Source organism: Streptomyces sp. NPDC051452 (genome assembly GCF_044454765.1).
Classification (GTDB): Bacteria; Actinomycetota; Actinomycetes; order Streptomycetales; family Streptomycetaceae; genus Streptomyces.
On the sequence record NZ_JBITEB010000022.1, the window covers coordinates 1 to 26,395 of the forward strand.

Annotated in this window: 27 protein-coding genes; 13 read left to right on the forward strand and 14 right to left on the reverse strand. The window is 68.6% G+C overall.

Annotation, left to right across the window (positions count from 1 at the left end; translation table 11 throughout):
• Positions 1 to 101 precede the first annotated feature (101 nt).
• The 3 genes from ACIBA9_RS34540 to ACIBA9_RS34550 form a co-directional block, all read right to left on the reverse strand.
• Complete coding sequence (locus ACIBA9_RS34540; RefSeq protein WP_399369271.1) at positions 102 to 1,394, reverse strand: MFS transporter; 1,293 nt, start codon at positions 1,392 to 1,394, stop codon at positions 102 to 104.
• Between the two features lie 100 nt (positions 1,395 to 1,494).
• Positions 1,495 to 2,577 carry an inositol-3-phosphate synthase gene (locus ACIBA9_RS34545; RefSeq protein ID WP_399369273.1) on the reverse strand — a complete coding sequence of 361 codons (1,083 nt, stop codon included), beginning with the start codon at positions 2,575 to 2,577 and terminating at the stop codon, positions 1,495 to 1,497.
• Positions 2,578 to 2,620: 43 nt separating this feature from the next.
• Positions 2,621 to 3,304: a helix-turn-helix transcriptional regulator gene (locus ACIBA9_RS34550; protein WP_399369275.1), complete on the reverse strand. Its 684-nt coding sequence runs from the start codon at positions 3,302 to 3,304 to the stop codon at positions 2,621 to 2,623.
• A 394-nt stretch (positions 3,305 to 3,698) separates the two neighbouring features.
• On the opposite strand from ACIBA9_RS34550, the gene ACIBA9_RS34555 reads away from it, so the two are divergent.
• Positions 3,699 to 6,410, forward strand: a complete 2,712-nt coding sequence (locus ACIBA9_RS34555) for a transglycosylase domain-containing protein (protein ID WP_399369277.1) — start codon at positions 3,699 to 3,701, stop codon at positions 6,408 to 6,410.
• A gap of 129 nt (positions 6,411 to 6,539) precedes the next feature.
• On the forward strand, positions 6,540 to 8,099 hold the full coding sequence (locus ACIBA9_RS34560) for a glycosyltransferase family 87 protein (protein WP_399369279.1): 1,560 nt from the start codon (positions 6,540 to 6,542) through the stop codon (positions 8,097 to 8,099).
• Between the two features lie 122 nt (positions 8,100 to 8,221).
• Here the strand turns inward: ACIBA9_RS34560 and ACIBA9_RS34565 are convergent, their stop codons facing one another.
• From ACIBA9_RS34565 to ACIBA9_RS34575, 3 genes are all read right to left on the reverse strand, one after another.
• Positions 8,222 to 9,253, reverse strand: a complete 1,032-nt coding sequence (locus ACIBA9_RS34565; protein WP_362149816.1) for an alanine racemase — start codon at positions 9,251 to 9,253, stop codon at positions 8,222 to 8,224.
• A gap of 89 nt (positions 9,254 to 9,342) precedes the next feature.
• Positions 9,343 to 10,464, reverse strand: a complete 1,122-nt coding sequence (locus ACIBA9_RS34570) for a peptidoglycan bridge formation glycyltransferase FemA/FemB family protein (RefSeq protein ID WP_362149815.1) — start codon at positions 10,462 to 10,464, stop codon at positions 9,343 to 9,345.
• A gap of 105 nt (positions 10,465 to 10,569) precedes the next feature.
• A complete protein-coding gene (locus tag ACIBA9_RS34575; RefSeq protein ID WP_362149814.1) occupies positions 10,570 to 10,887 on the reverse strand; it encodes a hypothetical protein in 318 nt (105 codons plus the stop codon).
• A 283-nt stretch (positions 10,888 to 11,170) separates the two neighbouring features.
• Here ACIBA9_RS34575 and rpsF point away from each other — a divergent pair, with 283 nt between their 5' ends.
• From rpsF to rplI, 4 genes are all read left to right on the forward strand, one after another.
• Entirely contained in the window at positions 11,171 to 11,461 is a 291-nt protein-coding gene (gene rpsF, locus ACIBA9_RS34580; protein WP_009189556.1) for a 30S ribosomal protein S6, read from the forward strand.
• 81 nt (positions 11,462 to 11,542) lie between these two features.
• Positions 11,543 to 12,139, forward strand: a complete 597-nt coding sequence (locus tag ACIBA9_RS34585) for a single-stranded DNA-binding protein (RefSeq protein WP_362149813.1) — start codon at positions 11,543 to 11,545, stop codon at positions 12,137 to 12,139.
• Between the two features lie 57 nt (positions 12,140 to 12,196).
• Positions 12,197 to 12,433: a 30S ribosomal protein S18 gene (rpsR, locus tag ACIBA9_RS34590; RefSeq protein ID WP_003949403.1), complete on the forward strand. Its 237-nt coding sequence runs from the start codon at positions 12,197 to 12,199 to the stop codon at positions 12,431 to 12,433.
• 18 nt (positions 12,434 to 12,451) lie between these two features.
• Complete coding sequence (gene rplI, locus ACIBA9_RS34595; protein WP_399369281.1) at positions 12,452 to 12,898, forward strand: 50S ribosomal protein L9; 447 nt, start codon at positions 12,452 to 12,454, stop codon at positions 12,896 to 12,898.
• Positions 12,899 to 13,010: 112 nt separating this feature from the next.
• Here the strand turns inward: rplI and ACIBA9_RS34600 are convergent, their stop codons facing one another.
• Positions 13,011 to 14,348, reverse strand: a complete 1,338-nt coding sequence (locus tag ACIBA9_RS34600) for an MATE family efflux transporter (protein WP_399369283.1) — start codon at positions 14,346 to 14,348, stop codon at positions 13,011 to 13,013.
• A gap of 482 nt (positions 14,349 to 14,830) precedes the next feature.
• Here ACIBA9_RS34600 and dnaB point away from each other — a divergent pair, with 482 nt between their 5' ends.
• Positions 14,831 to 16,309 carry a replicative DNA helicase gene (gene dnaB / locus ACIBA9_RS34605; RefSeq protein ID WP_362149809.1) on the forward strand — a complete coding sequence of 493 codons (1,479 nt, stop codon included), beginning with the start codon at positions 14,831 to 14,833 and terminating at the stop codon, positions 16,307 to 16,309.
• Between the two features lie 55 nt (positions 16,310 to 16,364).
• The gene (locus ACIBA9_RS34610) at positions 16,365 to 17,747 is read left to right on the forward strand and encodes a serine hydrolase domain-containing protein (protein WP_399369285.1); all 1,383 of its coding nucleotides are present in this window, start codon (positions 16,365 to 16,367) and stop codon (positions 17,745 to 17,747) included.
• Between the two features lie 66 nt (positions 17,748 to 17,813).
• On the opposite strand, the gene ACIBA9_RS34615 is transcribed toward ACIBA9_RS34610, so the two are convergent.
• The gene (locus ACIBA9_RS34615) at positions 17,814 to 18,266 is read right to left on the reverse strand and encodes a GNAT family N-acetyltransferase (RefSeq protein ID WP_399369287.1); all 453 of its coding nucleotides are present in this window, start codon (positions 18,264 to 18,266) and stop codon (positions 17,814 to 17,816) included.
• 11 nt (positions 18,267 to 18,277) lie between these two features.
• Positions 18,278 to 18,736, reverse strand: a complete 459-nt coding sequence (locus ACIBA9_RS34620; RefSeq protein WP_399369289.1) for a MarR family winged helix-turn-helix transcriptional regulator — start codon at positions 18,734 to 18,736, stop codon at positions 18,278 to 18,280.
• 144 nt (positions 18,737 to 18,880) lie between these two features.
• Here ACIBA9_RS34620 and ACIBA9_RS34625 point away from each other — a divergent pair, with 144 nt between their 5' ends.
• A complete protein-coding gene (locus ACIBA9_RS34625; protein ID WP_399369291.1) occupies positions 18,881 to 20,089 on the forward strand; it encodes an MFS transporter in 1,209 nt (402 codons plus the stop codon).
• Between the two features lie 86 nt (positions 20,090 to 20,175).
• Positions 20,176 to 20,595, forward strand: a complete 420-nt coding sequence (locus tag ACIBA9_RS34630) for a heme-binding protein (protein ID WP_399369293.1) — start codon at positions 20,176 to 20,178, stop codon at positions 20,593 to 20,595.
• A gap of 75 nt (positions 20,596 to 20,670) precedes the next feature.
• Here ACIBA9_RS34630 and ACIBA9_RS34635 read toward each other — a convergent pair whose 3' ends face one another.
• The 5 genes from ACIBA9_RS34635 to ACIBA9_RS34655 form a co-directional block, all read right to left on the reverse strand.
• A complete protein-coding gene (locus ACIBA9_RS34635; RefSeq protein ID WP_399369295.1) occupies positions 20,671 to 21,537 on the reverse strand; it encodes a GNAT family N-acetyltransferase in 867 nt (288 codons plus the stop codon).
• 265 nt (positions 21,538 to 21,802) lie between these two features.
• Positions 21,803 to 22,285, reverse strand: a complete 483-nt coding sequence (locus tag ACIBA9_RS34640; protein WP_362149803.1) for an NUDIX hydrolase — start codon at positions 22,283 to 22,285, stop codon at positions 21,803 to 21,805.
• Between the two features lie 154 nt (positions 22,286 to 22,439).
• Positions 22,440 to 23,588 (reverse strand): cystathionine gamma-lyase, encoded by a 1,149-nt coding sequence (locus ACIBA9_RS34645; RefSeq protein WP_399369297.1) that lies wholly within the window; start codon positions 23,586 to 23,588, stop codon positions 22,440 to 22,442.
• A complete protein-coding gene (locus tag ACIBA9_RS34650; protein ID WP_399369299.1) occupies positions 23,585 to 24,076 on the reverse strand; it encodes a low molecular weight protein-tyrosine-phosphatase in 492 nt (163 codons plus the stop codon). Before ACIBA9_RS34650 ends, ACIBA9_RS34645 begins: the two co-directional genes overlap by 4 nt.
• 7 nt (positions 24,077 to 24,083) lie before the next feature.
• Positions 24,084 to 24,461 carry a phage holin family protein gene (locus ACIBA9_RS34655; protein WP_393900888.1) on the reverse strand — a complete coding sequence of 126 codons (378 nt, stop codon included), beginning with the start codon at positions 24,459 to 24,461 and terminating at the stop codon, positions 24,084 to 24,086.
• A gap of 61 nt (positions 24,462 to 24,522) precedes the next feature.
• On the opposite strand from ACIBA9_RS34655, the gene ACIBA9_RS34660 reads away from it, so the two are divergent.
• From ACIBA9_RS34660 to ACIBA9_RS34670, 3 genes are all read left to right on the forward strand, one after another.
• Positions 24,523 to 24,840, forward strand: a complete 318-nt coding sequence (locus tag ACIBA9_RS34660) for a cupin domain-containing protein (protein WP_399369301.1) — start codon at positions 24,523 to 24,525, stop codon at positions 24,838 to 24,840.
• Positions 24,841 to 24,971: 131 nt separating this feature from the next.
• Positions 24,972 to 25,184, forward strand: a complete 213-nt coding sequence (locus ACIBA9_RS34665) for a DUF5326 family protein (protein WP_362149799.1) — start codon at positions 24,972 to 24,974, stop codon at positions 25,182 to 25,184.
• A gap of 452 nt (positions 25,185 to 25,636) precedes the next feature.
• Positions 25,637 to 26,362 carry an IclR family transcriptional regulator gene (locus ACIBA9_RS34670; RefSeq protein ID WP_399369303.1) on the forward strand — a complete coding sequence of 242 codons (726 nt, stop codon included), beginning with the start codon at positions 25,637 to 25,639 and terminating at the stop codon, positions 26,360 to 26,362.
• Positions 26,363 to 26,395: the final 33 nt, after the last annotated feature.

Genomic DNA, 26,395 nt, shown 5'->3' on the forward strand with positions numbered 1-26,395 from the left:
CATGTTGTGGGGGCCCCCCCCGCACGGCCCCGGGGGGGGCGGGGCTTTTTCCCCCTACAAACCGCCCCCCCCCGCGCCCCGCGCGGGGGGGCTTTTTTCCCCTAAAAACACCGCCCCTCTCTGTTTCTGTCCCGCTGTCGCTCGAAGCGGTACAGCCCGGTGGCGACCGCGGCGTAGATCACGGCAACCAGTGCCACCAGAGCGGTCGAACGGCCGTCCGGTGGAAGTATCAGCGCCGCCACTCCCGCCGCGCCGACGAACGCGATGTTGAAGAGGACGTCGTACACGGAGAAGATCCGGCCGCGGAAGCCGTCATCGACGCCCGCCTGGACGATCGTGTCCGTGGCGATCTTGGCCCCCTGGGTGATCAGCCCGAGGAAGAAGGTCGCCGCGAGGAGCGGCCCGGTGGTGAACGTCAGGCCGAGGGCGGGCACCAGCACCGCCGCCAGGGTGGAGCACGCCACGATCCATCGGCCGGGGCCGAGGCGTCCCACCACCCAGGGGGTCAGCACGGCGGCCGCGAAGAACCCGGCGCCGGACAAGGCGAGTGTCAGCCCCAGCAGTCGGAGACCCTCCTCGGCACTGCCGGAGAGGGCGTAGCGGCACAGCATGAGCATCAGGACCAGGAGCGCGCCGTAGCAGAATCGCATCCACGTCATCGCGGCCAGCGCCCAGGCGGCTTCCCTGCGGCGGGAGGCGGCCAGATGCCGTACGGCCGCGAACAGATCACGGGCGGTGCCGGCGAGCGCGGCACCCAGGTGCGGCCGGGCCGGGCACCGGTCGGGGCCGAGGAGTGCCGGCGCCATGCTCAGGGAGGCGAGGGCCGCACACAGATACAGAAACGCGCCCAGCAGCACCACCGCGGCGTCGGAGCCCGCCGTCGCGAGCCGGACGACGAAGGCGAGTCCTCCGCCCGCGGTCGCGGCGAGCGTTCCGGCCGTCGGCGACAGAGAGTTGGCCAGCACCAGGCGGTCGACGTCGACCACACGGGGCAGGGAGGCGGACAGACCGGCGAGGACGAAGCGGTTGACCGCCGTGACGCACAGCGCTGAGGCGTAGAAGAGTCGGCCCGGGACGTGACCGAGCACGAGGACGGCGGTGGCGGTGGCCAGCAGGGCACGCAGCAGATTGCCGTATACGAAGACCTGCCGACGACGCCAGCGGTCCAGCAGGACACCCGCGAACGGGCCGACCAGTGAGTAGGGGAGCAGCAGGACCGCCATCGCGGAGGCGACGGCGGTGGCGGAGGTCTGCTTCTCCGGGGAGAAAACGACGTAGGCGGCGAGCGCGACCTGGTAGACGCCGTCGGCGCCCTGGGACAGCAGGCGGACGTACAGCAGCCGCCGGAAGTTCCGCAGGCGCAGCAGGACGCGCAGGTCACGGACGACGGGCATGGATCACACCCTCACACATGCGGAAGGTCCCCGGGGCCAACCCGGGGACCTTCACAGCCCTGGCAGGAGCGTTGTCGCGCGAGCGCAGACCGTGGGCGCTTTAGCGCTCGACCTCGCCGCTGATGAACTTCTCGACGTTCTCACGGGCCTCGTCGTCGAAGTACTGCACCGGCGGGGACTTCATGAAGTACGAGGACGCCGAGAGGATCGGGCCGCCGATGCCGCGGTCCTTGGCGATCTTCGCGGCGCGCAGGGCGTCGATGATGACACCCGCGGAGTTCGGGGAGTCCCAGACCTCGAGCTTGTACTCCAGGTTCAGCGGGACGTCACCGAAGGCGCGGCCCTCGAGACGGACGTAGGCCCACTTGCGGTCGTCCAGCCAGGCCACGTAGTCGGACGGGCCGATGTGGACGTTCTTCTCGCCGAGGTCCCGGTCGGGGATCTGGGAGGTGACGGCCTGCGTCTTGGAGATCTTCTTGGACTCCAGGCGCTCACGCTCGAGCATGTTCTTGAAGTCCATGTTGCCGCCGACGTTCAGCTGCATCGTGCGGTCGAGGACGACACCGCGGTCCTCGAACAGCTTCGCCATGACGCGGTGCGTGATGGTGGCGCCGACCTGGGACTTGATGTCGTCACCGACGATCGGCACACCGGCCTCGGTGAACTTGTCCGCCCACTCCTTGGTACCGGCGATGAAGACCGGGAGGGCGTTGACGAAGGCGACCTTGGCGTCGATGGCGGCCTGGGCGTAGAACTTCGCCGCGTCCTCGGAGCCGACGGGGAGGTAGCAGACCAGAACGTCGACCTGCCTGTCCTTCAGGATCTGCACGACGTCCACCGGCTCGGCGTCGGACTCCTCGATGGTCTGGCGGTAGTACTTGCCGAGACCGTCCAGGGTGTGGCCGCGCTGCACGGTGATACCGGTGCTGGGCACGTCGCAGATCTTGATGGTGTTGTTCTCGGAGGCGCCGATCGCGTCCGCGAGGTCGAGGCCGACCTTCTTGGCGTCGACGTCGAACGCGGCGACGAACTCGACGTCGCGCACGTGGTAGTCACCGAACTGCACGTGCATCAGGCCGGGGACCTTGGACGCCGGGTCGGCGTCCTTGTAGTACTCGACTCCCTGCACCAGCGACGCCGCGCAGTTGCCCACGCCGACGATGGCTACGCGAACCGAACCCATTCCGGTTGCTCCCTGTGTGTACGAGTGAGGCCCTGACCGGGTCTCACGTGGCGGTGTCTTCGGGCGAATCCGTCCGAGGGGTGTCCCCGGCACGGGGCAGGTCGCCCGTCGATCCAGTGGTGGTGTCCTGCTGAGCGGGCCCCCCGGACACGGACCCTTTCAGGTCCCGCCCGATCCGCTCGCTCTCGATGAGCTCGTTCAGCCAGCGCACTTCGCGCTCCACGGATTCCATCCCGTGGCGCTGGAGCTCGAGTGTGTAGTCGTCGAGGCGCTCCCGGGTGCGTGCCAGTGAGGCGCGCATCTTCTCCAGGCGTTCCTCCAGGCGGCTGCGCCGGCCCTCCAGCACGCGCATGCGCACATCGCGCGAGGTCTGGCCGAAGAAGGCGAAGCGAGCGGCGAAGTGCTCGTCCTCGTACGCGTCGGGGCCGGCCTGCGAGAGCAGCTCCTCGAAGTGCTCCTTACCTTCCGCCGTCAACCGGTAGACGATCTTGGCGCGGCGGCCGGTGAGGGGCGCGGCGAGGGCGTCCTCGTGGGTGCTTCCGGGTTCCTCGATCAACCAGCCGTTGGTGACCAGCGTCTTGAGGCAGGGGTAGAGGGTCCCGTAGCTGAACGCACGGAACACACCCAGCGACGTGTTGAGCCGCTTGCGCAGCTCGTAGCCGTGCATCGGGGACTCGCGGAGCAGGCCGAGCACGGCGAACTCGAGGATGCCGGAGCGCCGGCTCATCGTCGCCTCCTCTCGTCCAGCAGGTCTGTCCCGCAGGTCTCGCAGTGCACTCAGCGTCTTTATCTCGTGCTGATGTATCGACTCGATACATCAGCACGATAGAACGGCCTTGCGCGAGCGACAAGAGGTGAAGTGGTGAACGGGATCACATCACCGATTCGTAGGAGGCAACTTGCCTGTTTTGGGGTGAACTTCGGGACTCGGCAGGTTTTGGCGGTGCGTAGTCTGTGCGGCATGCACACCACCGGGAACCAAGTGATGCCCGGGGAGCGTCGTGGTCCTCGGTGCGGTACGGGTGAATGCAGGACCGACCACATCCGTACTTCGGGGGGACCGGAAATCAGCCGCCGTTCCAGGCGCGCACGGGTGCGCCTGCCCGAGGAGTAATCGTTCGATGAGCGAGCACCGTCGCAAACCGCCGCAGCCGCAGGGAGGCGGACGTGCCGCGGCCCGACGCGGCCAGTCCGGCCCGACCTCCGGCCGCCGTGCGGCACCGCGAGGCGCCACCGGGTCTCCTTCCGACTCCTACGAGTCCGACTCCTACGAATCGGACTCGTACGACTCGGGAGCCGAAGAGCGCCCCTATAGCGGCCGTGCCGAGGCCCGCCGGGCGGCGCAGAAGGGCGGCCGGCGCAGAACGGCCGACAACGCCGGCTCCGGCGGCGGCCGCCGTGGCGGCCCCGGCGGCCCGGGGGGTCCAGGCGGCCCCGGTGGTCCGGGCGGCCCGACCGGCCCCGGACGCGGCAGGGGCCGCGCGACCACGGCGCCCGGCAAGAAGCGGTTCATCGACTACCCGAGGGCCGGCAAGTACGGGTGGCACCGCTGGGTGCCCTCCTGGAAGCTCGTCTCCGGGATGTTCGTCGGCTTCGTCGGAAGCCTGGTGGCACTGGTCGGCATCAGCTACGCGATGGTCACCATCCCCAACGAGAACGACGCCGCCCGGTCGCAGAACAACGTCTACTACTGGGCCGACGGGAGCCAGATGGTGGCCACGGGCACCGGTGTCAACCGGCAGAACGTCACCATCGACAAGATTCCGCCGGCCATGCGGTGGGCCGTGATCTCGGCCGAGAACAAGAGCTTCTACCAGGACTCGGGCGTCGACCCCATGGGCATCGCACGGGCCGTGGCCAACATGGCTCGGGGCGGCCAGACGCAGGGCGGCTCGACGATCACCCAGCAGTACGTGAAGAACACGTACCTGAGCCAGGACCAGACGGTCACCCGTAAGTTCAAGGAGATGTTCATCTCCATCAAGGTGGGGACGAAGCTCAAGAAGGACCAGATCCTGCAGGGTTACCTGAACACGTCGTACTACGGCCGTGGGGCCTACGGCATCCAGGCAGCCGCGCAGACCTACTACGGCGTCGACGCCTTCGACCTCAAGCCGAGTCAGTGCGCCTTCCTCGCGGCCCTGCTGAAGGGCCCGACCTACTACGACCCGGCCGGTAACGCCGACCTCGACCCCGCGGCCACCGCCACGGCCAACGAGCAGCGCTCGGAGGCCCGCTGGGGATGGATCCTCGGCGAGATGCGCAAGGACGGGCATCTGTCCGACGCCGACTACCAGAAGGCGCACGCGAAGTACCCGACGCCTCAGGGCCGCAAGGCGACCAAGGGCATGACCGGTCAGATCAGCTACCTCGCCGACACCGCGAAGAAGTACGTCCTCGCGCACTCCGACATCACCGAGGCGCGGTTCGACCAGGGCGGCTACCAGATCTACACGACCTTCGACAAGGCCAAGGTCGCCGCGCTGACCAGGGCGGTCAAGAAGGTCCAGAAGGACCGGCTCGATCCCAAGCGGCGCGATCTGGACAAGTACGTCCAGTTCGGGGCGGCCTCCGTGAAGCCGAAGGACGGCGCGATCGTCGCCCTGTACGGCGGTGACGGTTACGAGAACGGCCACTTCACCAACAACGCCGACACCTCCGGCGTGCCCGTCGGCTCGACGTGGAAGCCGTTCGTGCTGGCCGCGGCCATGCAGTACGGCACGTACAAGTCGGAAGGGGGGGTGTCGCCGCTGAGCAAGTACAACGGAAACGATCACCTGAAGGTCTTCAAGCCGGACGGCACGTTCTACCTCAACAAGGACAACTCGCCCTTCTACCAGAAGAACGAGAGCCCACGTGCGTGGGGCTACATCACCCTGCGCAAGGCGATGGAGCAGTCCATCAACACGCCCTTCGTGCAGCTCGGCGTCGATGTGGGCATGACGCACGTCCGCGACATGGCCAAGGCAGCGGGCATTCTCCCGTCGAGCATGTCGCAGGACCTCAATCCGTCCTTCGCCATCGGTACCTCGACCCCCAGCGCGATCCGCATGGCCGATGCCTACGCCACGTTCGCCGCGTCCGGGCAGCAGGTGGACCCCTACTCCGTGACGGCCGTCAAGTTCAACGGCGCGGATGCCCCCAGCTTCGCCAAGCCCAAGCCGCAGCCCAAGGAGGCGATGGACCCCAACATCGCCAACAACGTCACGGACGTCCTGCAGAACGTGATCCAGAACGGCACGGCCATCAAGGCCAAGGCCCTCGGCCGCACCGCTGCCGGCAAGACGGGTACCACCGACCAGAACAAGTCGGCATGGTTCGTGGGCTACACGCAGCAGCTGTCGACCTCGGTGGCGATGTTCCGTGAGAACCCCAAGGACCACAAGCTGCTGTCCATGAACGGCACGGCGAACACCGACTCCATCCACGGTGGTGACATCCCGACCCTGGTGTGGACGGCGTACATGCAGGACGCGCTCAAGGGCAGCAACGACCCCGGCTTCCCGGACGCCACGCAGATCGGCAAGATCCAGGACGAGGCCGGCGCCCCGTCGCCGAAGCCGTCCGTCACCATCACCCCGTCCCCGACGCACAGCGACACGCCGACCCCGACGCCTACGCCGACGACTTCCTCGCCGACTCCGACGCCGAGCGATACGTGTCAGTCGTGGGGCTGGGGCAACAAGTGCGACAACAACGCCAACGGCGGAACCGACACGGGCGGCACGGACGGAGGCACCACTCCGACGCCGAGCATCACGGACACGCCGGGTGACGGCAATCCCCGGGGCAATGGCAACGGGGGCGGCATCTTCGGAGGCCAGAACGGGTAACTGCCGGACCTGACCGGTTGGCGGTCATATCGCCCGCCGCGGGTGTTTCACGTGAAACATGGGCCGCCGCACCGACGAGGTGCGGCGGCCCTCGGCGTATCCCTGGGCGGGTACGGCAGGATGTGGGCCATGCCCAGTGCAGAGATGACGCCCGCGAGCATGCCCGAGTCCGAGGCCGAGCCGGCGCGGACCGCCCCGGTGGAAGCGGTGTGCCCTACCCGGGAGGACGAGGTCGCCGCGGCCGGCAGTGAGCTGATCGGTGGCCCCCTCGGCCGGTTTGCCCTGCCCCGGGCCTCCTGGTGGACTCCGGTGCGGGTCGTCGCGCTCGTCGCGATCGGAATGTTCGCCCTCGGCCTGGTCCAGAAGGTCCCCTGCTACGACAGCGCCTGGTTCTTCGGCGCGAGCAGCCAGTACACGCACGCCTGCTACTCGGACATCCCGCACCTCTACCAGGGGCGCGGCTTCGCCGACCATCTCGTGCCGTACTTCGACAGGCTGCCGGGCGACATGGACTACCTCGAATACCCGGTGCTGACCGGAGTGTTCATGGAGGTGGCCTCCTGGCTGACCCCGCACAGCGGAGGCATCCAGCGCCAGGAGCAGTGGTACTGGTTCGTCAACGCCGGGATGCTGATGGTGTGCGCGGCCGTCATCGCCGTCTGCGTGGCTCGCACCCATCGCCGGCGCCCCTGGGACGGCCTGCTGGTCGCTCTGGCACCCGCCTTCGCGCTGACCGCCACCATCAACTGGGACCTCTTCGCAGTCGCTCTCACGGCCGCGGCGATGCTGATGTGGTCGCGGGGACGGGCGCTCGCCTTCGGCATCCTGCTGGGGCTGGCCACGGCGGCCAAGCTCTACCCTGTCCTGCTGCTGGGCCCGCTGCTCCCGCTGTGCTGGCGGGCCGGCAAATGGCGGGAGTTCTTCCAGGCCGCGGCCGGCGCGGCGGGTGCCTGGGTCGTGGTGAACCTGCCGGTGATGCTCACGCATGACCCGACCGGCTTCCACATCCGGGAGGGCTGGGCGAAGTTCTACACCTTCAGCAAGGAGCGCGGCGTCGACTTCGGCTCCTTCTGGCTGATCTGGGCGCAGAACTCCAGCAACCCGCCCACCACCGCCTTCGTGAACACCGCCGCCTCGGTGCTGGTGGTGCTCTGCTTCCTCGGTATCGTGGCCCTGACGTTCACCGCCCCGCGCCGTCCGCGCTTCGCGCAGCTGGCCTTCCTGATCGTGGCGGCGTTCATCCTCACCAACAAGGTCTACTCCCCGCAGTACGTCCTGTGGCTGGTGCCCCTCGCCGTCCTGGCCCGGCCCAAGTGGCGGGACTTCCTGATCTGGCAGGCGGGCGAGATCGCGTACTTCCTGGGCATCTGGATGTACCTCGCCTACACGACCAGCGGAGACGCCCACAAGGGCCTGCCGACGCACGGCTACCAGTGGGCGATCGTGCTGCACCTGGCGGGGACGCTGTACCTGTGCGCCGTCGTCGTCCGGGACATCCTCATGCCGGAGCGCGACGTGGTCCGCCGCTCGGGCGACGACGACCCCTCGGGTGGGGTCCTCGACGGTGCGGCGGACGCCTTCGTACTCGGCGCTGCCGCCCATCCGGCGCGGCACGCGGCCCCATTCGAGGGGCCTGCGGTCGACTGGGGCAGGCCCGAACTACTGACCCACGAGGACCGTTCGCTCTGAGCGAACAGCCCCTCAGGCGAGAGTCTCCGGGACGGGAGTCCCTGAGGAGGGTGTGAAGAAGGCCGTACACGCACGCTGCGTGTACGGCCTTCTTCACTTCGCGGTAGCGCGTCCGACGGGGCCTAGCGGTCCACGATCCGGTCGAACTGGGTGGTGGTGTGCCGCAGATGGGCGATCAGCTCGTCACCGACCTTCGGCTCCGGAGCGTCCGACGGGACGAAGAGGATCGACACCTGCATGTGCGGCGGCTCGGCGAACCAGCGCTGCTTGCCGCCCCAGACGAACGGAGAAAGGTTCCGGTTGACCGTGGCGAGGCCGGCCCGTGCGACGCCCTTGGCGCGCGGCATGACGCCGTGCAGGGCCTTCGGAGCCTCCAGGCCCACCCCGTGCGACGTACCGCCCGCCACGACCACCAGGTAGCCGTCGGAGGCCGCCTTCTGCTGGCGGTAGCCGAAGCGGTCGCCCTTGGTCACATGCGTGACGTCCAGGACCGCACCGCGGTACTCGGTGGCGTCGTGGTCGCCCAGCCACAGCCGCGTGCCGATGCGGGCACGGAACCGGGTCTGCGGGAACTGCTGCTGGAGCCGGGCGAGGTCGTCGGCCTTGAGGTGGCTGACGAACATCGTGTGCAGCGGCAGCCGGGCCGCGCGCAGCCGGTCCATCCAGCCGATGACCTCCTCGACGGCGTCCGAGCCGTCGGTGCGGTCCAGCGGCAGATGGATGGCGAAGCCCTCCAGGCGGACGTTCTCTATGGCCTGGTGCAGCTGCGGCAGGTCCTGCTCGCTGATGCCGTGCCGCTTCATCGAGGACATCACCTCGATGACGACACGGGCGCCGACGAGCCCGTACACCCCGTCGATCGACGACACCGAACGGACGACCCGGTCGGGCAGCGGCACGGGCTCCTCGCCCCGCCGGTACGGCGTCAGGACCAGCAGGTCGCCGCCGAAGAAGTCCTTGATGCGCGCGGCCTCGTACGTCGTACCGACGGCGAGCAGGTCGGACCCGAGCCGCGTGGCTTCCTCCGCCAGCCGCTCGTGCCCGAAGCCGTAGCCGTTGCCCTTGCAGACCGGGACCAGACCCGGGAACTGCTCCTGCACATGCTTGTGGTGCGCCCGCCAGCGCGCGGTGTCGACGGAAAGCGTGAGCGCCATGGCCGGACCCGGGACCTTTCTCGTGGCTGCGGTGTCAGAGATGTGAAGCGATGAGGCCTATGCAGGCTATGGGATCGAAGCCTCGCGGCTCAGCGGCGCGACATATAGATGTCGAGCGCCTTGTGGAGCAGCTTGTTCAGCGGGAAGTCCCACTCGCCGAGGTACTCCGCGGCCTGTCCGCCCGTGCCGACCTTGAACTGGATCAGGCCGAACAGGTGGTCCGTCTCGTCCAGGGAGTCGGAGATGCCACGCAGGTCGTACGCGGTGGCGCCGAGGGCGTACGCGTCGCACAGCATCCGCCACTGCATCGCGTTCGACGGCCTGACCTCGCGGCCGATGTTGTCGGAGGCGCCGTAGGAGTACCAGACGTGGCCACCGACGATCAGCATCGTCGCCGCGGAGAGGTTCACACCGTTGTGGCGGGCGAAGTACAGCCGCATGCGGTTGGGGTCCTCGGTGTTGAGGGCCGTCCACATGCGCTGGAAGTACGACAGCGGACGGGGCCGGAAGTGGTCCCGCACAGCCGTGATCTCATACAGCCGCTGCCACTCGGCGAGGTCCTGGTAGCCGCCCTGGACGACCTCGACACCGGCCTTCTCGGCCTTCTTGATGTTGCGGCGCCACAGCTGGTTGAAGTTCTTGTGGACCTCTTCCAGGGAGCGGTTGGCGAGCGGCACCTGGAAGACGTAGCGAGGCTGCACGTCACCGAAGCCGGCACCGCCGTCCTCACCCTGCTGCCAGCCCATACGGCGCAGCTTGTCGGACACCTCGAACGCGCGCGGCTCGATGAAGTCGGCCTCCAGGTCGCGCAGGCGCTTCACGTCCTGGTCCTGGATGCCCCTCTTGATGGTCTCCGCGTTCCAGCGCCGGATGATCACGGGCGGGCCCATCTTCACCGAGAACGCGCCCTGCTGCTTCAGGTGCGCCAACATCGGCTGGATCCAGTCGTCCAGGTTCGGCGCGAACCAGTTGATGACCGGGCCCTCGGGGAGATAGGCGAGATAGCGCTTGATCTTGGGCAGCTGGCGGTAGAGGACCAGGCCGGCGCCGACCATCTCACCGGTGCGGTCGTCGAACCAGCCGAGGTTCTCCGAACGCCACTCAGCCTTCACGTCGGCCCAGGCCGGGACCTGCATGTGGCTCGCCGAAGGCAGGCTCTGGATGTAAGCCAGATGTTGCTCTCGGCTGATGGTCCTCAGGGTCAGGCTCATGTCGGGGCGCTCCTCGGGCTGGTGTGTCCCCATGGGTACAGGGGCTCCGGCTCTCGCGCCGAAGCCTACTGCGCCCTTGGGAGCGCCCCGACTGGGACCAGGGACTCAGCTCCCGAGAAGCCCGCCGAACAGTCCGCCGTGCGCCATGCCGATCAGGAATCCGACCCCCGCGGCACCGAGGCCCAGGATCAGGCCGAAGCGCTCCCGCGTGGTCACCGAGATCCACTGTCCGTAGACGCCGACGAGGAGAGCGACCAGACCGGCCCAGGACGTCAGCAGATGGAGGCCGTGGAAGAACGACGTGATGAAGGACAGCAGGCCCAGGAACAGTGTCACCGCCATGAGGGTGTCCTGGAGCGGATGGGGCTTGCCGTCCGTGGCGAAGAGAGAACCGGCTGTATTGGGCTGCAATGCCTGTGCCATGGGCACCTCCTGCGGAAGGCGGCGCAACGTAGCGCCGTACACACCCGACGTGTACAGAGTGACGGTCCTCCCGGCCGGATTTCAACCGGAAGCGGTGTGCAGGTAGTCTGTACCGTCTGCACCGGTGTCTGCCCAGGCCTGTCGGTTTCACACCGCGGCCATGCTGCGGGATCCCCTTCGGGACCCCTCGTTGTCAGTGGCGGCCGATACCGTTGCGTACGCATCACGACCCTCCTGCCACGGAACGACCGTGGCCGCTGAGTCCAAAGGAGGTGGGTTCCACATGCGTCACTACGAGGTGATGGTCATCCTCGACCCCGATCTCGAGGAGCGTTCGGTCTCCCCGCTGATCGAGAACTTCCTGTCTGTCGTCCGTGACGGCGGCGGAAAGGTTGAGAAGGTCGACACCTGGGGCCGTCGTCGTCTCGCCTACGAGATCAAGAAGAAGCCCGAGGGCATCTACTCGGTCATCGACCTGCAGGCCGAGCCTGCGGTCGTCAAGGAGCTCGACCGCCAGATGAACCTGAACGAGTCGGTCCTCCGGACCAAGGTCCTCCGCCCCGAGACCCACTGAGCTTCCCCGCTCAGCTGATCTCGGGATCCGAGTAGCAGCAACCAAGCAGCCAGACCAGCAAACCCGCCGAGAGGTTCCCCCATGGCAGGCGAGACCGTCATCACGGTCATCGGCAATCTTGTCGATGACCCCGAGCTGCGCTTCACCCCGTCCGGTGCGGCGGTCGCGAAGTTCCGTGTCGCGTCCACCCCCCGCACCTTCGACCGCCAGACGAACGAGTGGAAGGACGGCGAGAGCCTCTTCCTCACCTGCTCGGTCTGGCGCCAGGCGGCGGAGAACGTCGCGGAGTCGCTCCAGCGAGGCATGCGCGTCATCGTGCAGGGCCGGCTGAAGCAGCGGTCCTACGAGGACCGTGAGGGCGTCAAGCGCACGGTCTACGAACTGGACGTCGACGAGGTCGGCCCCAGTCTGCGAAACGCCACGGCGAAGGTCACCAAGACCGCCGGTGGCGCTCGCGGTGGCCAGGGCGGTTACGGCGGCGGTGGTCAGGGCGGCGGCCAGGGTGGCGGCAGCTGGGGCGGAAGCCCCGGTGGCGGCCAGCAGGGCGGCGGCGCTCCGGCCGACGACCCGTGGGCGACCGGCGGTGCTCCCGCCGGCGGCAACCAGGGCGGCGGCGGCTGGGGCGGAGGCTCCGGCAGCGGTAGCGGTGGCGGCTACTCGGACGAGCCCCCCTTCTAGGCCCTCGGGCCGAGGGTGGGTCGTACCCCAACTTCTTGATCACACAGGAGAAACACCATGGCGAAGCCGCCTGTGCGCAAGCCTAAGAAGAAGGTCTGCGCTTTCTGCAAGGACAAGGTCACGTACGTGGACTACAAGGACACGAACATGCTGCGGAAGTTCATTTCCGACCGCGGCAAGATCCGTGCCCGCCGCGTGACCGGCAACTGCACGCAGCACCAGCGTGACGTCGCCACGGCCGTCAAGAACAGCCGTGAGATGGCGCTGCTGCCCTACACGTCCACCGCGCGATAAGGGAAGGGTGACCGAAACATGAAGATCATCCTCACCCACGAGGTCTCCGGCCTCGGTGCCGCGGGCGACGTCGTCGACGTCAAGGACGGTTACGCTCGCAACTACCTGATCCCGCGGAACTTCGCTATCCGCTGGACCAAGGGTGGCGAGAAGGACGTCGAGCAGATCCGTCGTGCTCGCAAGATCCACGAGATCCAGACCATCGAGCAGGCCAACGCTGTGAAGGCCCAGCTCGAAGGCGTCAAGGTCCGCCTGGCCGTTCGCTCCGGCGACGCCGGTCGTCTCTTCGGTTCCGTCACCCCGGCCGACGTCGCCTCGGCGATCAAGGCTTCCGGTGGCCCCGAGGTCGACAAGCGCCGCATCGAGCTGACCGCTCCGATCAAGACCCTGGGCGCCCACGAGACGTCCGTGCGTCTGCACCCCGAGGTTGCCGCCAAGGTCAACGTCGAGGTCGTCGCGGCCTGATCGCCGCATGATCGCTGTGCTCGTCTGAGTACACGGAAGGGGCCGCACCCGTAAGGGTGCGGCCCCTTTCCGATGCCCGCAGGGCTTCGGCGGCATGTTTCACGTGAAACGGTCAACGGGTCGCGCCCGTCACGATCCAGCGGCCCGAGCGGGTGCGCAGCCGCAGGGTCAGCATGCGGACCGCCATCATCAGCATCATCGCTGCCCAGAGGGCGGTGAGCCCGCCGCCGAAGGTGGGGACGAGCAGTGCCACCGGCGTGAACACCGCGAGCGTGACGACCATGGCCCAGGCGAGATACGGTCCGTCGCCCGCCCCCATCAACACACCGTCCAGGACGAAGACGATCCCGCAGATGGGCTGGGACAACGCCACCATCAGCAGCGCGGGCAACGCCGTGTCCGTCACCGCCGAATCGCTGGTGAACAACGGCAGGAAGAGCGGCCGGCTGGCCACCACGAGCAGACCGAGCACGATCCCGGTCGCGATGCCCCACTGGATCATGCGGCGGCAGGCCTCGCGCGCTCCCTGGGCATCGCCCGCGCCGAGATACCGGCCGATGATCGCCTGTCCCGCGATCGCGATCGCGTCGAGAGCGAAGGCCAGCAGGCTCCACAGGGAGAGGATGATCTGGTGGGCGGCGATGTCGGCGTCACCGAGACGGGCCGCGACCGCCGTGGCGATCATGAGAATCGCCCGCAGCGAGAGGGTGCGCACCAGGAGGGGTACACCTGCCTGCGCCGAGGCCCGGATACCCGCGGCGTCGGGCCGCAGGGAAGCGCCGTGCCGACGGGCGCCGCGCACGACCACCGTCAGATAGACGGCTGCCATGGCGCACTGGGCGATGACAGTGCCCCAGGCCGAGCCGGCGATGCCGAGCCCGGCGCCGTAGACCAGCCCTCCGTTGAGGGCGCCGTTGGCGATGAACCCGGCGATGGCGACGTAGAGCGGGGTCCGGGTGTCCTGCAGACCGCGCAGCACGCCCGTCGAGGCCAGGACGACGAGCATGGCCGGAATGCCCAGCGAGGAGATACGCAAGTAGGTCGTCGCATAGGGGGCCGCGGTCGTGGAGGCACCGAAGAGGTTCACGATGTCAGGAGCCAGCGGAAGGACGACGGCGATGACGGCGCCGCCGATCAGCAGGGCCAGCCAGATGCCGTCCATGCCCTGCCGGATGGCCGCCTGGAGATCACCGGCGCCTACCCTGCGGGCGACGGCGGCTGTCGTGGCGTAGGCGAGGAAGACGAAGACGCTCACGGCGGTGGTGAGGAGAGCCGAGGCGACACCGAGGCCGGCGAGTTGAGCGGTCCCGAGGTGGCCGACGATCGCACTGTCCGCCATGACGAAGAGAGGCTCGGCGATCAGGGCGCCGAAGGCCGGCAGGGCGAGCGCCACGATCTCGCGGTCGTGTCGCCGGGGGGTGGCCTTCGGTGGAGCGGGAGCCTGGGACATGAGCGCTAATCTAATCGTCCACAGGTAAGAGATGCAACAAGCTGATGCCTATTACATCGCATCCTGGGCCGTGTCCTTTCGCGTGGCGTTCGAAGGGATCTTGGCCCGACCGGGAAACTTTTTCTTCTGCACAGCCGGTGGACGGTAAAGGCGCAGGTCAGAGCGGGGTGGCCGAGAAGAGCGAGGGCTTGTTCACAGGGCTGTCCACCGGCTCGTGCACAGGTTTCGGCGAGTTCTCCACAGCATCGGAGCCGTCGTCCACATGGCCTGTGGATAACCAGATTGGCTGACGGTGCCGACAGGCCTACCGTGGTCCGGCGCCCACTCCTTTCCCGGGCCCGGAAAGTGCCTCTTCCGCGGCCTCGGAACCGTCACAAATCCGACGCGTGTGAACCGGAGTTGGGCCTCTCGATTTGTCAGTGTCGTGCCGTACAAATAAGGACACGGCGAGGTCCGCTGTGCGGACGGGAGGAGGTGGCTCGGTGAGCATTTCCGAGCCCTTGGACGATCCGTGGGCCGACAGCGGGCCCAGTGATCGTCTGCCGGCCTCCCGTCGGAGGAGCGACGGTGGCCGGGGTCGTGACGAACAGCACGACCGGGGCCGGGAGAACGGCGGCTGGGAGGGCGGGGGTGCCTCCTTCGAGCGGGTCCCGCCGCAGGACCTGGACGCGGAGCAGTCGGTGTTGGGCGGCATGCTGCTGTCCAAGGACGCCATCGCCGACGTCGTCGAGGTCCTCAAGGGACACGACTTCTACAAGCCCGCGCACGAGACGATCTACCAGGCGATCCTGGACATCTACGCCAAGGGCGAGCCGGCCGACCCCATCACCATCGCCGCCGAGCTCACCAAGCGCGGTGAGATCACCAAGGTCGGCGGCGCGTCCTACCTCCACACCCTCGTGCAGACGGTGCCGACGGCGGCGAACGCCGAGTACTACGCGGAGATCGTCCACGAGCGGGCGGTCCTGCGGCGCCTGGTCGAGGCCGGCACCCGCATCACGCAGATGGGATACGCGGCCGACGACGACGTCGACGAGATCGTCAACCGCGCCCAGGCCGAGATCTACGCCGTCACCGAGCAGCGCACCAGCGAGGACTATCTGCCGCTCGGCGACATCATGGAGGGCGCCCTCGACGAGATCGAGGCGATCGGTTCCCGCAGCGGTGAGATGACGGGTGTGCCCACGGGCTTCACCGACTTCGACTCGCTGACCAACGGCCTGCATCCGGGCCAGATGATCGTCATCGCGGCCCGGCCCGCCATGGGTAAGTCGACGCTGGCCCTGGACTTCGCGCGAGCGGCTTCGATCAAGAACAACCTGCCGAGCGTCATCTTCTCGCTCGAAATGGGTCGCAACGAGATCGCGATGCGTCTGCTGTCCGCAGAGGCCAGAGTCGCCCTGCATCACATGCGGTCCGGCACCATGACCGACGAGGACTGGACCCGGCTCGCCCGCCGTATGCCGGACGTGTCGGCCGCCCCGCTCTACATCGACGACTCCCCGAACCTGTCGATGATGGAGATCCGCGCCAAGTGCCGTCGCCTCAAGCAGCGCAACGATCTGCGGCTGGTCGTCATCGACTACCTGCAGCTGATGCAGTCCGGCGGCTCCAAGCGCGCCGAGAGCCGTCAGCAGGAGGTCTCGGACATGTCCCGTAACCTCAAGCTGCTGGCGAAGGAGCTGGAGGTTCCGGTCATCGCGCTCTCCCAGCTCAACCGTGGTCCCGAGCAGCGCACCGACAAGAAGCCGATGGTCTCCGACCTGCGAGAGTCCGGTTCCATCGAGCAGGACGCCGACATGGTCATCCTGCTGCACCGTGAGGACGCCTACGAGAAGGAGTCCCCGCGCGCGGGCGAGGCCGACCTGATCGTGGCCAAGCACCGAAACGGCCCGACGGCCACGATCACGGTCGCCTTCCAGGGCCACTACTCCCGCTTCGTGGACATGGCCCAGACCTGAGCACTCGCGGAGAAACGGATTCGACGCCCGCCGCGGCAACCGGTGGACTGGGCTCATGACATCTCAGGAATCGCTGCTTCCCGGTACTCGACGTGCCTTGCTGCACCGGATCGCCGTGGCTCAGGCCGAGGGACGGGCACCGTCGCTGGTCGCGGCCGTCGCCCGGGACGGACAGGCTGTGTGGCACGGGGCGCGTACCTCGGTCGAGGGACACGGTTCGGACGAGGACGTGCAGTACCGGATCGGGTCCATCACCAAGACCTTCACCGCCGTACTGGTGATGCGGCTGCGTGACGAGGGTCTGATCGATCTCGGTGATCCGCTGGAGAAGCATCTGCCGGGTACCGGGGTGGGGGAGGCGACGGTCGCCGAACTGCTCGCCCACACCGCCGGCTTGGCGGCCGAGTCACCCGCTCCCTGGTGGGAGCGGACCCCCGGCAGCCTGCGGCCCGAGTTGAGCGACGTGCTCGGTGATGAGCCCCTTCGGCATCCTGTCGGTCGACGGCACCACTACTCCAACCCCGGCTATACCGTCCTCGGTGCGCTGGTGGAGGAGGTGCGCGGTGTTCCCTGGGAGGAGGCACTGCGCGAGGGGATCCTCGAACCGCTCGGCCTGCACCGTACGAGTGCGCAGCCCCAGGCCCCGTACGCGGGCGGCTGGGCCGTCCATCCCTGGGCCGACGCCATGCTTCCCGAGCCACTGGAGGACCTGGGACGGATGGCCGCGGCCGGACAGCTGTGGTCGACCACGGGCGACTTGGCGCGGTTCGCCGCCTTCCTGGTCCGCGGGGACGACCGGGTCCTCGGTGCGGAGTCCCTACGGGAGATGCGCACCCCGGCGGCACCCGCCGAGGCCGCGGATGTGATGGACGGGACCGCCTACGGCCTGGGGATGCAGATCCAGCGCCGGGACGGCAGGCTGCTCGTCGGTCACTCCGGTTCGCTGCCCGGCTTTCTGGCGAACCTCACCATCAGCGTGGAAGACGACGTGGCCGCGGTCGTGCTCGCCAACTGCACCAGTGGCCCGCTGCTGGGCGCGGTGGGCGCCGATCTGGTGCGGATCGTCGCCGAGGCCGAACCTCGGATCCCGCAGCCCTGGCAGCCGCTGCGCGAGGTCGACCCGGCGGTGCTCGAGCTGGCGGGGCAGTGGTACTGGGGGACTCAAACCTTCGGCCTGCGGGTGAGTGCCGACGGCCTGATCGCCCTGGGCCCGCTGACCGGCGGCGGACGCCGGGCCCGCTTCCGCGTCAACGGCGACGGCACCTGGACGGGACTGGAGGGCTACTACGCCGGCGAGCTGCTACGGCCCGTACGCCGTCCGGACGGGTCCGTGAGCCATCTCGACCTGGGCTCGTTCGTGTTCACCCGGCAGCCGTACGACGACGAGGATGTCGTGCCGGGCGGAGTAGACCCTCAGGGCTGGCGGGGGATCCGCTAACAGAAGCGCCAACGCGGTGTGTTTCACGTGAAACGCACCGCACGTCGTGTTCGCCCTGATATGTCGTCACAGCTTCAGCTTGAACCCCTCGTGTGAGGCCGTGAAGCCCAGCCGCTCGTAGAAACGGTGAGCGTCGGTACGTGACTTGTCGGAGGTCAGCTGCACCATCCGGCAGTCGAGACGGCGGGCGGTGTCGATGGCCCATTGGATGAGCCGGCTGCCGAGGCCGCTGCCCCGCTCGTCTCCATGGACGCGTACGGCCTCGATGAGGGCGCGGGTCGCTCCCTGGTGGGAAAGGCCCGGGATGATCGTGAGCTGGAGGGTTCCGATCACACGGCCTTCGCGCACGGCGACGACGAGATGCTGGTTCTCATCGGCGGAGAGCCGCCGCAACGCGGTCCGATAGGGAGTCAGATCGTGCGGTGACTCGCGCTGGGCCCCCAGCGGATCGTCGGCGAGCATCCCGACGATTTCCGGCAGGTCCTCGGCGGTCGCCTGGCGTATTTCAAGATCTCCCATGTGCCCGCACCCTACGCGGGTACGTGCAACGACTCCACGACCCGGACCAAGGGCGCCAGCTCGGGATGGGCGGACGCCTCGTCCAACGCCTCGCGCAGGGCGGCGTCATTGGTGGGTCGCGCTTCCTCGAGCAGTCGCAGGCCCGCCTCGGTGACGTTGGTGTAGATGCCGCGCCGGTCGGTGGGGCACAGATAGCGCTCCAGCAGGCCGCGGTCCTCCAGGCGGGTCACCAGGCGCGTGGTGGCGCTCTGGCTCAGTACGACCGCGTCGGCGACCTGCTTCATCTGCAGATGTCCGCCCTCGCCGTCGTGCTGTCGGCTGAGGACGTCGAGCAGCGAGTACTCGCGCACGCTCAGATCGTGGCCGGTCTGCAGAGCGCGTTCGATGTGCGCCTCGATCTTTCCGTGCAGCGCAGAGAGGGCGCACCACCCCTGTGCAAGGGCGGTGAGCGCGGGATCCGTCGCTGTCATGGCGTTCTCCTCCATCCCGGAGCGGCTGAAACAAGGGTAGAGCACTCTCGCAATAGTCGGCGGTTGCAAGTAGCCCGCGTCTGCAATTATTGTGAACGCACGCAAAGCGCTCCTGCAATCGTTTGGGAAGGTGTACCCCCCCTCATGCCTCTCGCGCTTCTGGCCCTCGCGATCGGGGCCTTCGGAATCGGCACGACCGAGTTCGTGATCATGGGCTTGTTGCCCGACGTCGCGGGCGATTTCGGGGTCTCCATCCCCACGGCAGGCCTGCTGGTGACCGGCTACGCCCTCGGCGTGGTGATCGGGGCTCCGCTGATGACCGTCCTGGGCACCAAGATCTCGCGCAAGCGGATGCTGATGCTGCTGATGGGCCTCTTCATCGCCGGAAACCTGCTCTCCGCGGTGGCTCCGTCCTTCGCGGTCATGTTGATCGGACGCGTGGTCGCCTCACTCGCCCATGGAGCGTTCTTCGGTATCGGCTCGGTCGTCGCCGCCGAACTGGTGGCCCCCCACAAGAAGGCCGGGGCCATCGCCATGATGTTCACGGGCCTGACCGTCGCCAACGTCGTCGGTGTCCCCCTGGGCACCCTCATCGGGCAGCACGTCGGCTGGCGCGTCACCTTCGGCGTCGTCGCCGCCCTCGGCCTCGTCGGTCTCGCCGGTATCGCCAAGCTGGTGCCCGACATGCCGCGGCCGGAGGGTGTGCACCTGCGGCACGAACTGGCCGCCTTCAAGAACGCACAGGTCCTGCTCGCCATGGCGATGACCGTCCTCGGATTCGGCGGTGTCTTCGCGGCCATCACCTACATCGCGCCGATGATGACCCACATCGCGGGCTTCGCCCACGGCTCGGTCACCGGTCTGCTGGTCCTGTTCGGCCTCGGCATGGTCGGTGGCAACCTGATCGGCGGGAAGTTCGCCGACCGCGCCCTGATGCCGATGCTGTACATCTCCCTGGGCGCCCTGGCGGTCGTCCTGGCGCTCTTCACGGTCACCGCCCACAACAAAATCGCGGCCGCGGTGACCATCACCCTGATCGGCGCCCTGGGCTTCGCCACCGTCCCGCCCCTGCAGAAGCGCGTCCTCGACCAGGCACACGGCGCCCCGACGCTTGCCTCGGCCGTGAACATCGGCGCCTTCAACCTGGGCAACGCCCTGTCCGCCTGGCTCGGCGGCATCGTGATCGCGGCCGGCTTCGGTTACACCGCCCCCAACTGGGTCGGTGCCGCCCTCGCCGCTGCCGCTCTGGTCCTCGCCGTCCTCTCCGCCGCCCTGGAGCGCCGTCAGGGCACTTCCGGACGGGCGACCGCCTCCGGTACGCCCACCGGGCAGCGGACGCCCGTCCACCACTGAGCCGGACCCAACCCCGACAGACGCCCGCACCGGGGTGCGCTCCGGTGCGGCAAGCACTCACCCCGGTACCACCAAGGAGAAGCTCCATGAGCACCACCGTCGTCGCTCCGCTCACCATTGAAGACGCCGAGCTCCTGGTCGACGCGGCCCGCCGTGCGGCCGAGGACGCCGGAGTCACCGTCAGCGTCACCGTCCTGGACGCCGGCGGTCATCTGCTCGCCTTCCGCCGGGACGACCGGGCCGTGCTGATCTCCGGTGAGACCAGCACCCGCAAGGCCTACACGGCGCTCCAGCTGAACGCGCCCACCGCCGACCTGGTCGACGCGGTGCAGCCGGGTGGTCTCTTCCACACGCTGCCCACGGCTCTCGACCGGCCTCTGCTGTTCATCGCGGGAGGTGTACCCCTCCACCGTGACGGCCGGCTGATCGGCGCCATCGGTGTCGGCGGCGGTGCGCCGGAGCAGGACCACGGCTTCGCCAACGCGGCTGTGCAGACGCTCGCCTGACCACACGGCTACCAGGGACGACAGAGCCGGCCCCACCGCTTCGAGCGGTTGGGCCGGCGTGCGTCGTACGACGGTTCAGCCCGCGGCCACCGTCAGCGGCGCGAACCGGCGCGTCCAGTCGCCCGGCAGTTCCGTGATGCCGTAGCTCATCACGGAGTTGAAGGCCACGGAGGCCAGTCCCCGCGCCTTCGCCCACGCCAGCAGTTCCTCGTGGCGTACGTCGATGTCGGTCCGCAGCGGACGGTCCGTGCCGGCGGCCAGCGCGACGACCAGAGCCTTGGCGGTACTGGTGTCCCGGGCGATCAGCGGGCCGATGACATGGGTGTCCATATTGGGCCATGCGGCTGTGTAGCCGATGATCCGGCCGTCCTCCTCGGCCACCCGCAGCTGGTCGGCAAAGGCGGGCAGCCGGGTGATGAGCGGGGTGCGGTCGGCGCCGAAGACCTCTTCGTCGAGCCGCAGGATCGCGGGAAGGTCCTCTGCGGTCGCCGCCCGCGTCGGCACCCCGTACTCCGTTGTGTCGGGCGTGAAGGTGCCGGTCAGCATCTCCGCCCGGCCCGTCACCTTGAAGCCCAGCTCCTCGTACAGAGGCCGGCCGTAGGGGGTGGCGTGCAGCGTCAGCGGGGTTGTGCCCATGACGGAGACCACGTGCCGCATCAGTCGCCGTCCGACTCCCTGACGGGCATGACGTTCGGCCACCAGGACCATGCCGACGGCGCCGAGTTCCGGCCGCTCCCACGAGCCGTACTCGGTGACCACGCAGGCGGCGACGAGGCCGCCCCGGGGGTCGTCGATGCCGTAACCCTTCCCGGCCGTGAGCAGGAACCCCCACTTGTGCTCTTCGCGTTCCCACCCCCGGTCCTCGGACAAGTCGGCGCACGCGCGGAGATCGCGAAGCGTCAGTCGGCGAATGGGCAGAGCGGCGAGGGAAGGTGTCGGCACGCAGGTCAGGCTGTCCGACGGGCACCCCCGGCGTCCACCCGTTTCGAGGGATACGTACGTGCTTTTGGCCATGCCGTAGTCCTCCGCACAGCCCATGGACGGCGGTACGTGTTTCACGTGAAACATCGGCAGGCGATCAGCCGCATGCCATGGCGAACGATCGCCCTCGCTCGTGCCGGCTGCCGTCGCCGAAGCCGTGGTGGGTCAGCCGACGGGTTCCTCGTCCGCCGCACGATGGCCGAGATCGGCCGTCGGTTTCCGAGCGCTATCCAAGGTCGGGAGCGTGCATGGCCCGCACGCCTTCGATGTTGCCGTCCAGATAGTGACGCAGCGACATCGGCACCAGGTGGACAGAGGCGATGCCGACGCGGGTGAACGGGATGCGGACGATCTCATACTCGCCGGCCGGCTCTTCCACTTCGGGGCCGTGTCGCAGGGCGGGGTCCATGGATCCCAGCCGGCATACGAAGAAGTGCTGCACCTTCACACCGGTGGCGCCCCCGTCCTGGCCGATGTGCTCCACCGTGTCCACGAAGCACGGCACCACATCGGTGATCTTGGCGCCGAGCTCCTCGTACACCTCCCGGTGCAGGGCGTCCACGACGGTCGGGTCCTCGGGCTCGACCCCGCCACCGGGGGTGACCCAGTAGGGATCGACACCGGGCTTGGTGCGCTTGATCAGGATCAGGTCGTCACCGTCCAGCAGAACGGCGCGGGCGGTGCGCTTGACCACGGGTCGGACGGTCATGGGAGAAATGTGGCCCGGCTGGTTCCACGTGAAACATCGCACCACGCCAGCATGCGACAGCACCTGGACGTCATGTCGATCAACAACCTTTGGCCGAACCACGAGGGGAAGGCTCGGACCGTCGTGCGCCATCAGCCGGCGGATACATCCCGGCTCATCCCGCCGACGCGTCCAAGGCGCGCAGCAGGTCGGCCACCAGGTCCTCGGGGTCCTCGGCGCCGACGGACAGACGGATGAAGCCCTCGGATACCGCGTCCCCGCCCCAGCGGCCACGGCGCTCGGCGGTGGAGCGCACCCCGCCGAAGCTCGTCGCGTCCTCCACCAGACGCAGGGCTTCGAGGAACCGCTCGGCGTGCACGCGCGAGGGCAGCGTGAAGGAGACGACGCAGCCGTAACGGCTCATCTGCCGCGAGGCGATCTTGTGAGAGGGGTCGTCGGGCAGGCCGGGGTAACGCAGGCCGGACACCTCGGGCCGTTCGCGCAGCGCCTCGGCGACCCGTAGGGCGGTGGCACTCTGCCGGTCGACACGCAGGTGGAGCGTGGCGATGGACCGGTGCGCGAGCCAGGCCTCCATGGGGCCGGAGATCGCCCCGACGACCTTGCGCCAGCGGCGTACGGCGGCCATGGCCTCAGCGTCGCGTCCGGCGACGTAGCCCAGGAGGACGTCCCCGTGCCCGGTGAGCTGCTTGGTGCCGCTGGCCACGGAGAAATCGGCGCCCAGCTCCAGCGGACGCTGGCCGAGCGGTGTGGCGAGGGTGTTGTCGACGGCCACCAGCGTGCCGCCCGCGTGCGCCGCCTCCACCAGCCGACGGATGTCGCACACGTCCAGGCCGGGATTGGACGGGGACTCGAGCCACAGCAGCCGGGCGCCCGCGAGGACCTCCAGCTGGGCGTCGCCGCCGGTGGGCGCGGTCCGTACCTCGACGCCGTAGGCCTCCAGCTGGGCCCGGACCAGAGGGAGTACCTGGTAGCCGTCGGAGGGCAGCACGACCACGTCGCCGGCCCGTACCTGGGAGAAGAGCACCGCGGAGATCGCGGCCATGCCGGAGGCGAACACCAGCGTCTCGACGTCCTCCCGCCCGGGCGCCTCCAGCTCGCCCACAGCGCGTTCGAGCAGTGTCCAGGTGGGATTGTCGTCCCGGCCGTAGGTGTACGGCCCCGTCACCTCGCCGGGCAGATGGAAGTGGGCCGCGAACACCGGTCCCGGGAGGGTCGGCTCGTGTTTGACCGGCTCGGGCAGTCCGGCCCGTACCGCGCGCGTGCCGTCGCCGACGCGGCCCTCGTACTCGGTGGCGTCGCTCATGCGGCCCGTCCCTCCAGTTGCTCACGTATGGCGGCGAGCAGACCCGTGCTCGCCGTTTCCACCATCTCAAGACACTCCTCGAAGCCGTCCCGGGCCCCGTAGTACGGGTCCGGTACGTCGAGGTCGTCGTGGGCGGCCGGGTCGTAGGAGCGCAGCAGGCGGATCTTGCTCGCGTGGGACTCGGTGGGTGCGAGGCGGCGCAGGGCCTTGAGGTGGCCGGTGTCGAGTGCGATCACGAGGTCGAGCCGGTCGAACCAGGACGGCTCGAAACGGCGGGCGACGTGCTCGGTGCCGTAGCCGTGTTCGGCGAGCACCGAGGCGGCGCGCGAGTCCGCCGCCTCGCCCTCATGCCAGCCTCCGGTCCCGGCGCTGTCGACCTCGACCAGGCCCTCCAGCCCGGCCTCCGCCACGCGCGCGCGGAAAACGGATGCGGCCATCGGGGACCGGCAGATGTTGCCCGTGCACACGAAGCAGACGCGGTACGTCATGGCGGGCTCAGTCCTCGTCGGGCAGGACGACGTGCAGCGCCCAGGAGACCACCGAGATGATCAGGCCGCCCAGGACGGCGGTCCAGAATCCCTGCACGTGGAAACTCAGGTCGAGCTTGTCGCACACCCACGACGTCAACAGCAGCATCAGCGCGTTCACGATCAGGGTGATGAGCCCCAGGGTCAGAATGAACAGCGGGAAGGTGAGCACTTTCACGATCGGCTTGACCAGCCAGTTCACCAAGCCGAAGATCAGTGCCACGACGATCAGCGTGCCGGCCTTCTTGGCCGTGTTGTCACCGGTCAGGGTGATTTTGTCGAGCAGCCACACGGCGACCGCGAGGGCGCCCGCGTTGACGATCGTCTTGACTACGAAATTCTTCATGTGTCTGATCGTGGCAGAGACCTGATCGGAAGTGCGCAGTGAGGCGAGGGTGGCAGCGGCGATGAAGGCATTCCGGCTGGACGAACTGGAGGCGGAGCGCGCCGCGAACGACGGGGCCTATCTGCAATTCCTGCGGGAGCGGAACATGTCGGTCGGGCTATACGCCCTAGACGCGGGCGAACCCGACCCGCAGAACCCGCACCGTCAGGACGAGGTGTACTTCGTCGTCAGCGGCCGGGCGTCGATCACCGTGGGGCTGGAGACGACCGAGGTCTCGCGGGGCAGCGTCGTGTACGTGCCCGCCGAGGTGACCCACAAGTTCCACCACATCAGCGAGGACCTGAGGGTTCTCGTCGTCTTCTCTCCGCCCGAGGCGTGATCCCGGCCCTCGCATTCCCTAGGGGACAGCTCAGGGGACGGCAAGGGGCACGGAGGCCCCGCGAGTGCCCTCGGCGGCCCTAGCATCGAGTGCAACATCGACAACGCACGAGAACGCAAAGGACGAGGGCGATGCGAGAGATCTTCGCGGGGCTGCCGTGGTGGGTGAAGTGGGTCGCGGTGCCGGTCATCGCCTTGGTCGTGTTCGGCGGCCTGATAGTGGCTGTGCTCGGCATCGTGATCAAGCTGCTGTTCAAGCTGCTGATCTTCGTCGCCCTGGTCGGTGGAGTGATCTACCTGGTACGCAAGTTCATGTCGAACTCATCGTCGCGCAGCGACTGGTGAGAAGGTGGGGGATGTGACCGGTCACCGGTGACGGGACCGGTTCCCTCGGGGGAGGGAAGTTTCCCCGCGAGACCGTCGGCGCGCGGTGGCTGACGATTAGAGTCCGGAACTCCCCACGGGGGTCTGCCCCGTGGCGGCGCAGACGCCCCTTCCGTGCTCTTCTCCGCACGGGCTGCCCCCTCGCGCTTCGGGAGTGACCCTTGGCCACGGTTGACACCGCACCGGCAGAACCTCACGCACCCCCCACCGCACCCCCTACCCCACCGCGTTCCTGCCCACCCGCCCAGCGCGCGCCCGCCGCGATGGTCCCCGGGCAGCCGCGAGCGGCGGACCACTTGGAACACTCACCCCCGGCGAGCCGCGCGGAGCGCCCGGCCACCGCGCGCCCTTCCGGGCCGTCGGTCCCCGCGCACCCCTCCGGCCCGTCCGGCGCCGCGACACTCATCGGGTCCGTGCAGCGCGCCATGCGGCTGCTGGAGAGCGTCGCCGAGCACCCTTACGGTGCCCCCGCCAAACTCCTCGCCCGCCAGACCGGCCTCGCCCTGCCCACGACGTACCACCTGCTGCGCACCCTGGTGCACGAGGGCTATCTACGCCGCGAGAAGGGGCTGTTCTTCCTCGGCGCCGCGGTGGAGCGGCTGAGCAGCAGCGGGGCACAGCAGAAACGTCGCAGCGTGGTGGCGGACACCCTCGCGCACTGGCGTGATTCGCTCGGTGTGCCGGTGTACTACGCGCTTTACCGGGAGGGCGAGATCGAGGTCGTGTGTGTCTCGGAATCCCCGGAGGCCCCCGCGGTCGAGGAGTGGGCCGTCTTCCGCGAGACCGGTCACGCGCACGCGATCGGGCAGTGCCTGCTCGCACAGTTGGACGAGGACGCCAGGCGCGACCATCTCGTCCGCCATCCCGTGCAGGCCCTCACGCCCTACACCGTGCGAGACGGCGGCGCCCTGCTGCGTCGCCTGACCCGGACGCGTCCCATGCAGACGGTGGTGGAGCGGCAGGAGTACGCGCTGGGCACGGTCTGCGCGGCCGTTCCGATCACCGCCGGCACCACCGCGGCCGCGATTGCCATCTCCGTGCCGGTCCGTCACGCCGATCGGCTGCTCCCCACGGCGCACCGGCTACAGACGGAGATCGGGCGCCACTTGGGGTCCTTGAGCCTCTCTATCAGTATCTGAAAACCTACTCCTTGTGATCTGTCGTGTACTTTA

What these genes read in the sequence shown, in the direction of transcription:
- ACIBA9_RS34565 (WP_362149816.1), bottom strand. Translation starts at nt 9,253, where the DNA reads ATGGCGCTCACGCTTTCCGTCGACACCGCGCGCTGGCGGGCGCACCAC.
- ACIBA9_RS34560 (WP_399369279.1), top strand. Translation starts at nt 6,540, where the DNA reads ATGCCCAGTGCAGAGATGACGCCCGCGAGCATGCCCGAGTCCGAGGCC.
- ACIBA9_RS34615 (WP_399369287.1), bottom strand. Translation starts at nt 18,266, where the DNA reads ATGGGAGATCTTGAAATACGCCAGGCGACCGCCGAGGACCTGCCGGAA.
- ACIBA9_RS34660 (WP_399369301.1), top strand. Translation starts at nt 24,523, where the DNA reads ATGAAGGCATTCCGGCTGGACGAACTGGAGGCGGAGCGCGCCGCGAAC.
- ACIBA9_RS34665 (WP_362149799.1), top strand. Translation starts at nt 24,972, where the DNA reads ATGCGAGAGATCTTCGCGGGGCTGCCGTGGTGGGTGAAGTGGGTCGCG.
- ACIBA9_RS34620 (WP_399369289.1), bottom strand. Translation starts at nt 18,736, where the DNA reads ATGACAGCGACGGATCCCGCGCTCACCGCCCTTGCACAGGGGTGGTGC.
- ACIBA9_RS34540 (WP_399369271.1), bottom strand. Translation starts at nt 1,394, where the DNA reads ATGCCCGTCGTCCGTGACCTGCGCGTCCTGCTGCGCCTGCGGAACTTC.
- ACIBA9_RS34555 (WP_399369277.1), top strand. Translation starts at nt 3,699, where the DNA reads ATGAGCGAGCACCGTCGCAAACCGCCGCAGCCGCAGGGAGGCGGACGT.
- rpsR (WP_003949403.1), top strand. Translation starts at nt 12,197, where the DNA reads ATGGCGAAGCCGCCTGTGCGCAAGCCTAAGAAGAAGGTCTGCGCTTTC.
- rplI (WP_399369281.1), top strand. Translation starts at nt 12,452, where the DNA reads ATGAAGATCATCCTCACCCACGAGGTCTCCGGCCTCGGTGCCGCGGGC.
- ACIBA9_RS34550 (WP_399369275.1), bottom strand. Translation starts at nt 3,304, where the DNA reads ATGAGCCGGCGCTCCGGCATCCTCGAGTTCGCCGTGCTCGGCCTGCTC.
- ACIBA9_RS34645 (WP_399369297.1), bottom strand. Translation starts at nt 23,588, where the DNA reads ATGAGCGACGCCACCGAGTACGAGGGCCGCGTCGGCGACGGCACGCGC.
- ACIBA9_RS34570 (WP_362149815.1), bottom strand. Translation starts at nt 10,464, where the DNA reads ATGAGCCTGACCCTGAGGACCATCAGCCGAGAGCAACATCTGGCTTAC.
- ACIBA9_RS34600 (WP_399369283.1), bottom strand. Translation starts at nt 14,348, where the DNA reads ATGTCCCAGGCTCCCGCTCCACCGAAGGCCACCCCCCGGCGACACGAC.
- ACIBA9_RS34640 (WP_362149803.1), bottom strand. Translation starts at nt 22,285, where the DNA reads ATGACCGTCCGACCCGTGGTCAAGCGCACCGCCCGCGCCGTTCTGCTG.
- rpsF (WP_009189556.1), top strand. Translation starts at nt 11,171, where the DNA reads ATGCGTCACTACGAGGTGATGGTCATCCTCGACCCCGATCTCGAGGAG.
- ACIBA9_RS34585 (WP_362149813.1), top strand. Translation starts at nt 11,543, where the DNA reads ATGGCAGGCGAGACCGTCATCACGGTCATCGGCAATCTTGTCGATGAC.
- ACIBA9_RS34650 (WP_399369299.1), bottom strand. Translation starts at nt 24,076, where the DNA reads ATGACGTACCGCGTCTGCTTCGTGTGCACGGGCAACATCTGCCGGTCC.
- ACIBA9_RS34575 (WP_362149814.1), bottom strand. Translation starts at nt 10,887, where the DNA reads ATGGCACAGGCATTGCAGCCCAATACAGCCGGTTCTCTCTTCGCCACG.
- ACIBA9_RS34545 (WP_399369273.1), bottom strand. Translation starts at nt 2,577, where the DNA reads ATGGGTTCGGTTCGCGTAGCCATCGTCGGCGTGGGCAACTGCGCGGCG.
- ACIBA9_RS34655 (WP_393900888.1), bottom strand. Translation starts at nt 24,461, where the DNA reads ATGAAGAATTTCGTAGTCAAGACGATCGTCAACGCGGGCGCCCTCGCG.
- ACIBA9_RS34610 (WP_399369285.1), top strand. Translation starts at nt 16,365, where the DNA reads ATGACATCTCAGGAATCGCTGCTTCCCGGTACTCGACGTGCCTTGCTG.
- ACIBA9_RS34625 (WP_399369291.1), top strand. Translation starts at nt 18,881, where the DNA reads ATGCCTCTCGCGCTTCTGGCCCTCGCGATCGGGGCCTTCGGAATCGGC.
- ACIBA9_RS34630 (WP_399369293.1), top strand. Translation starts at nt 20,176, where the DNA reads ATGAGCACCACCGTCGTCGCTCCGCTCACCATTGAAGACGCCGAGCTC.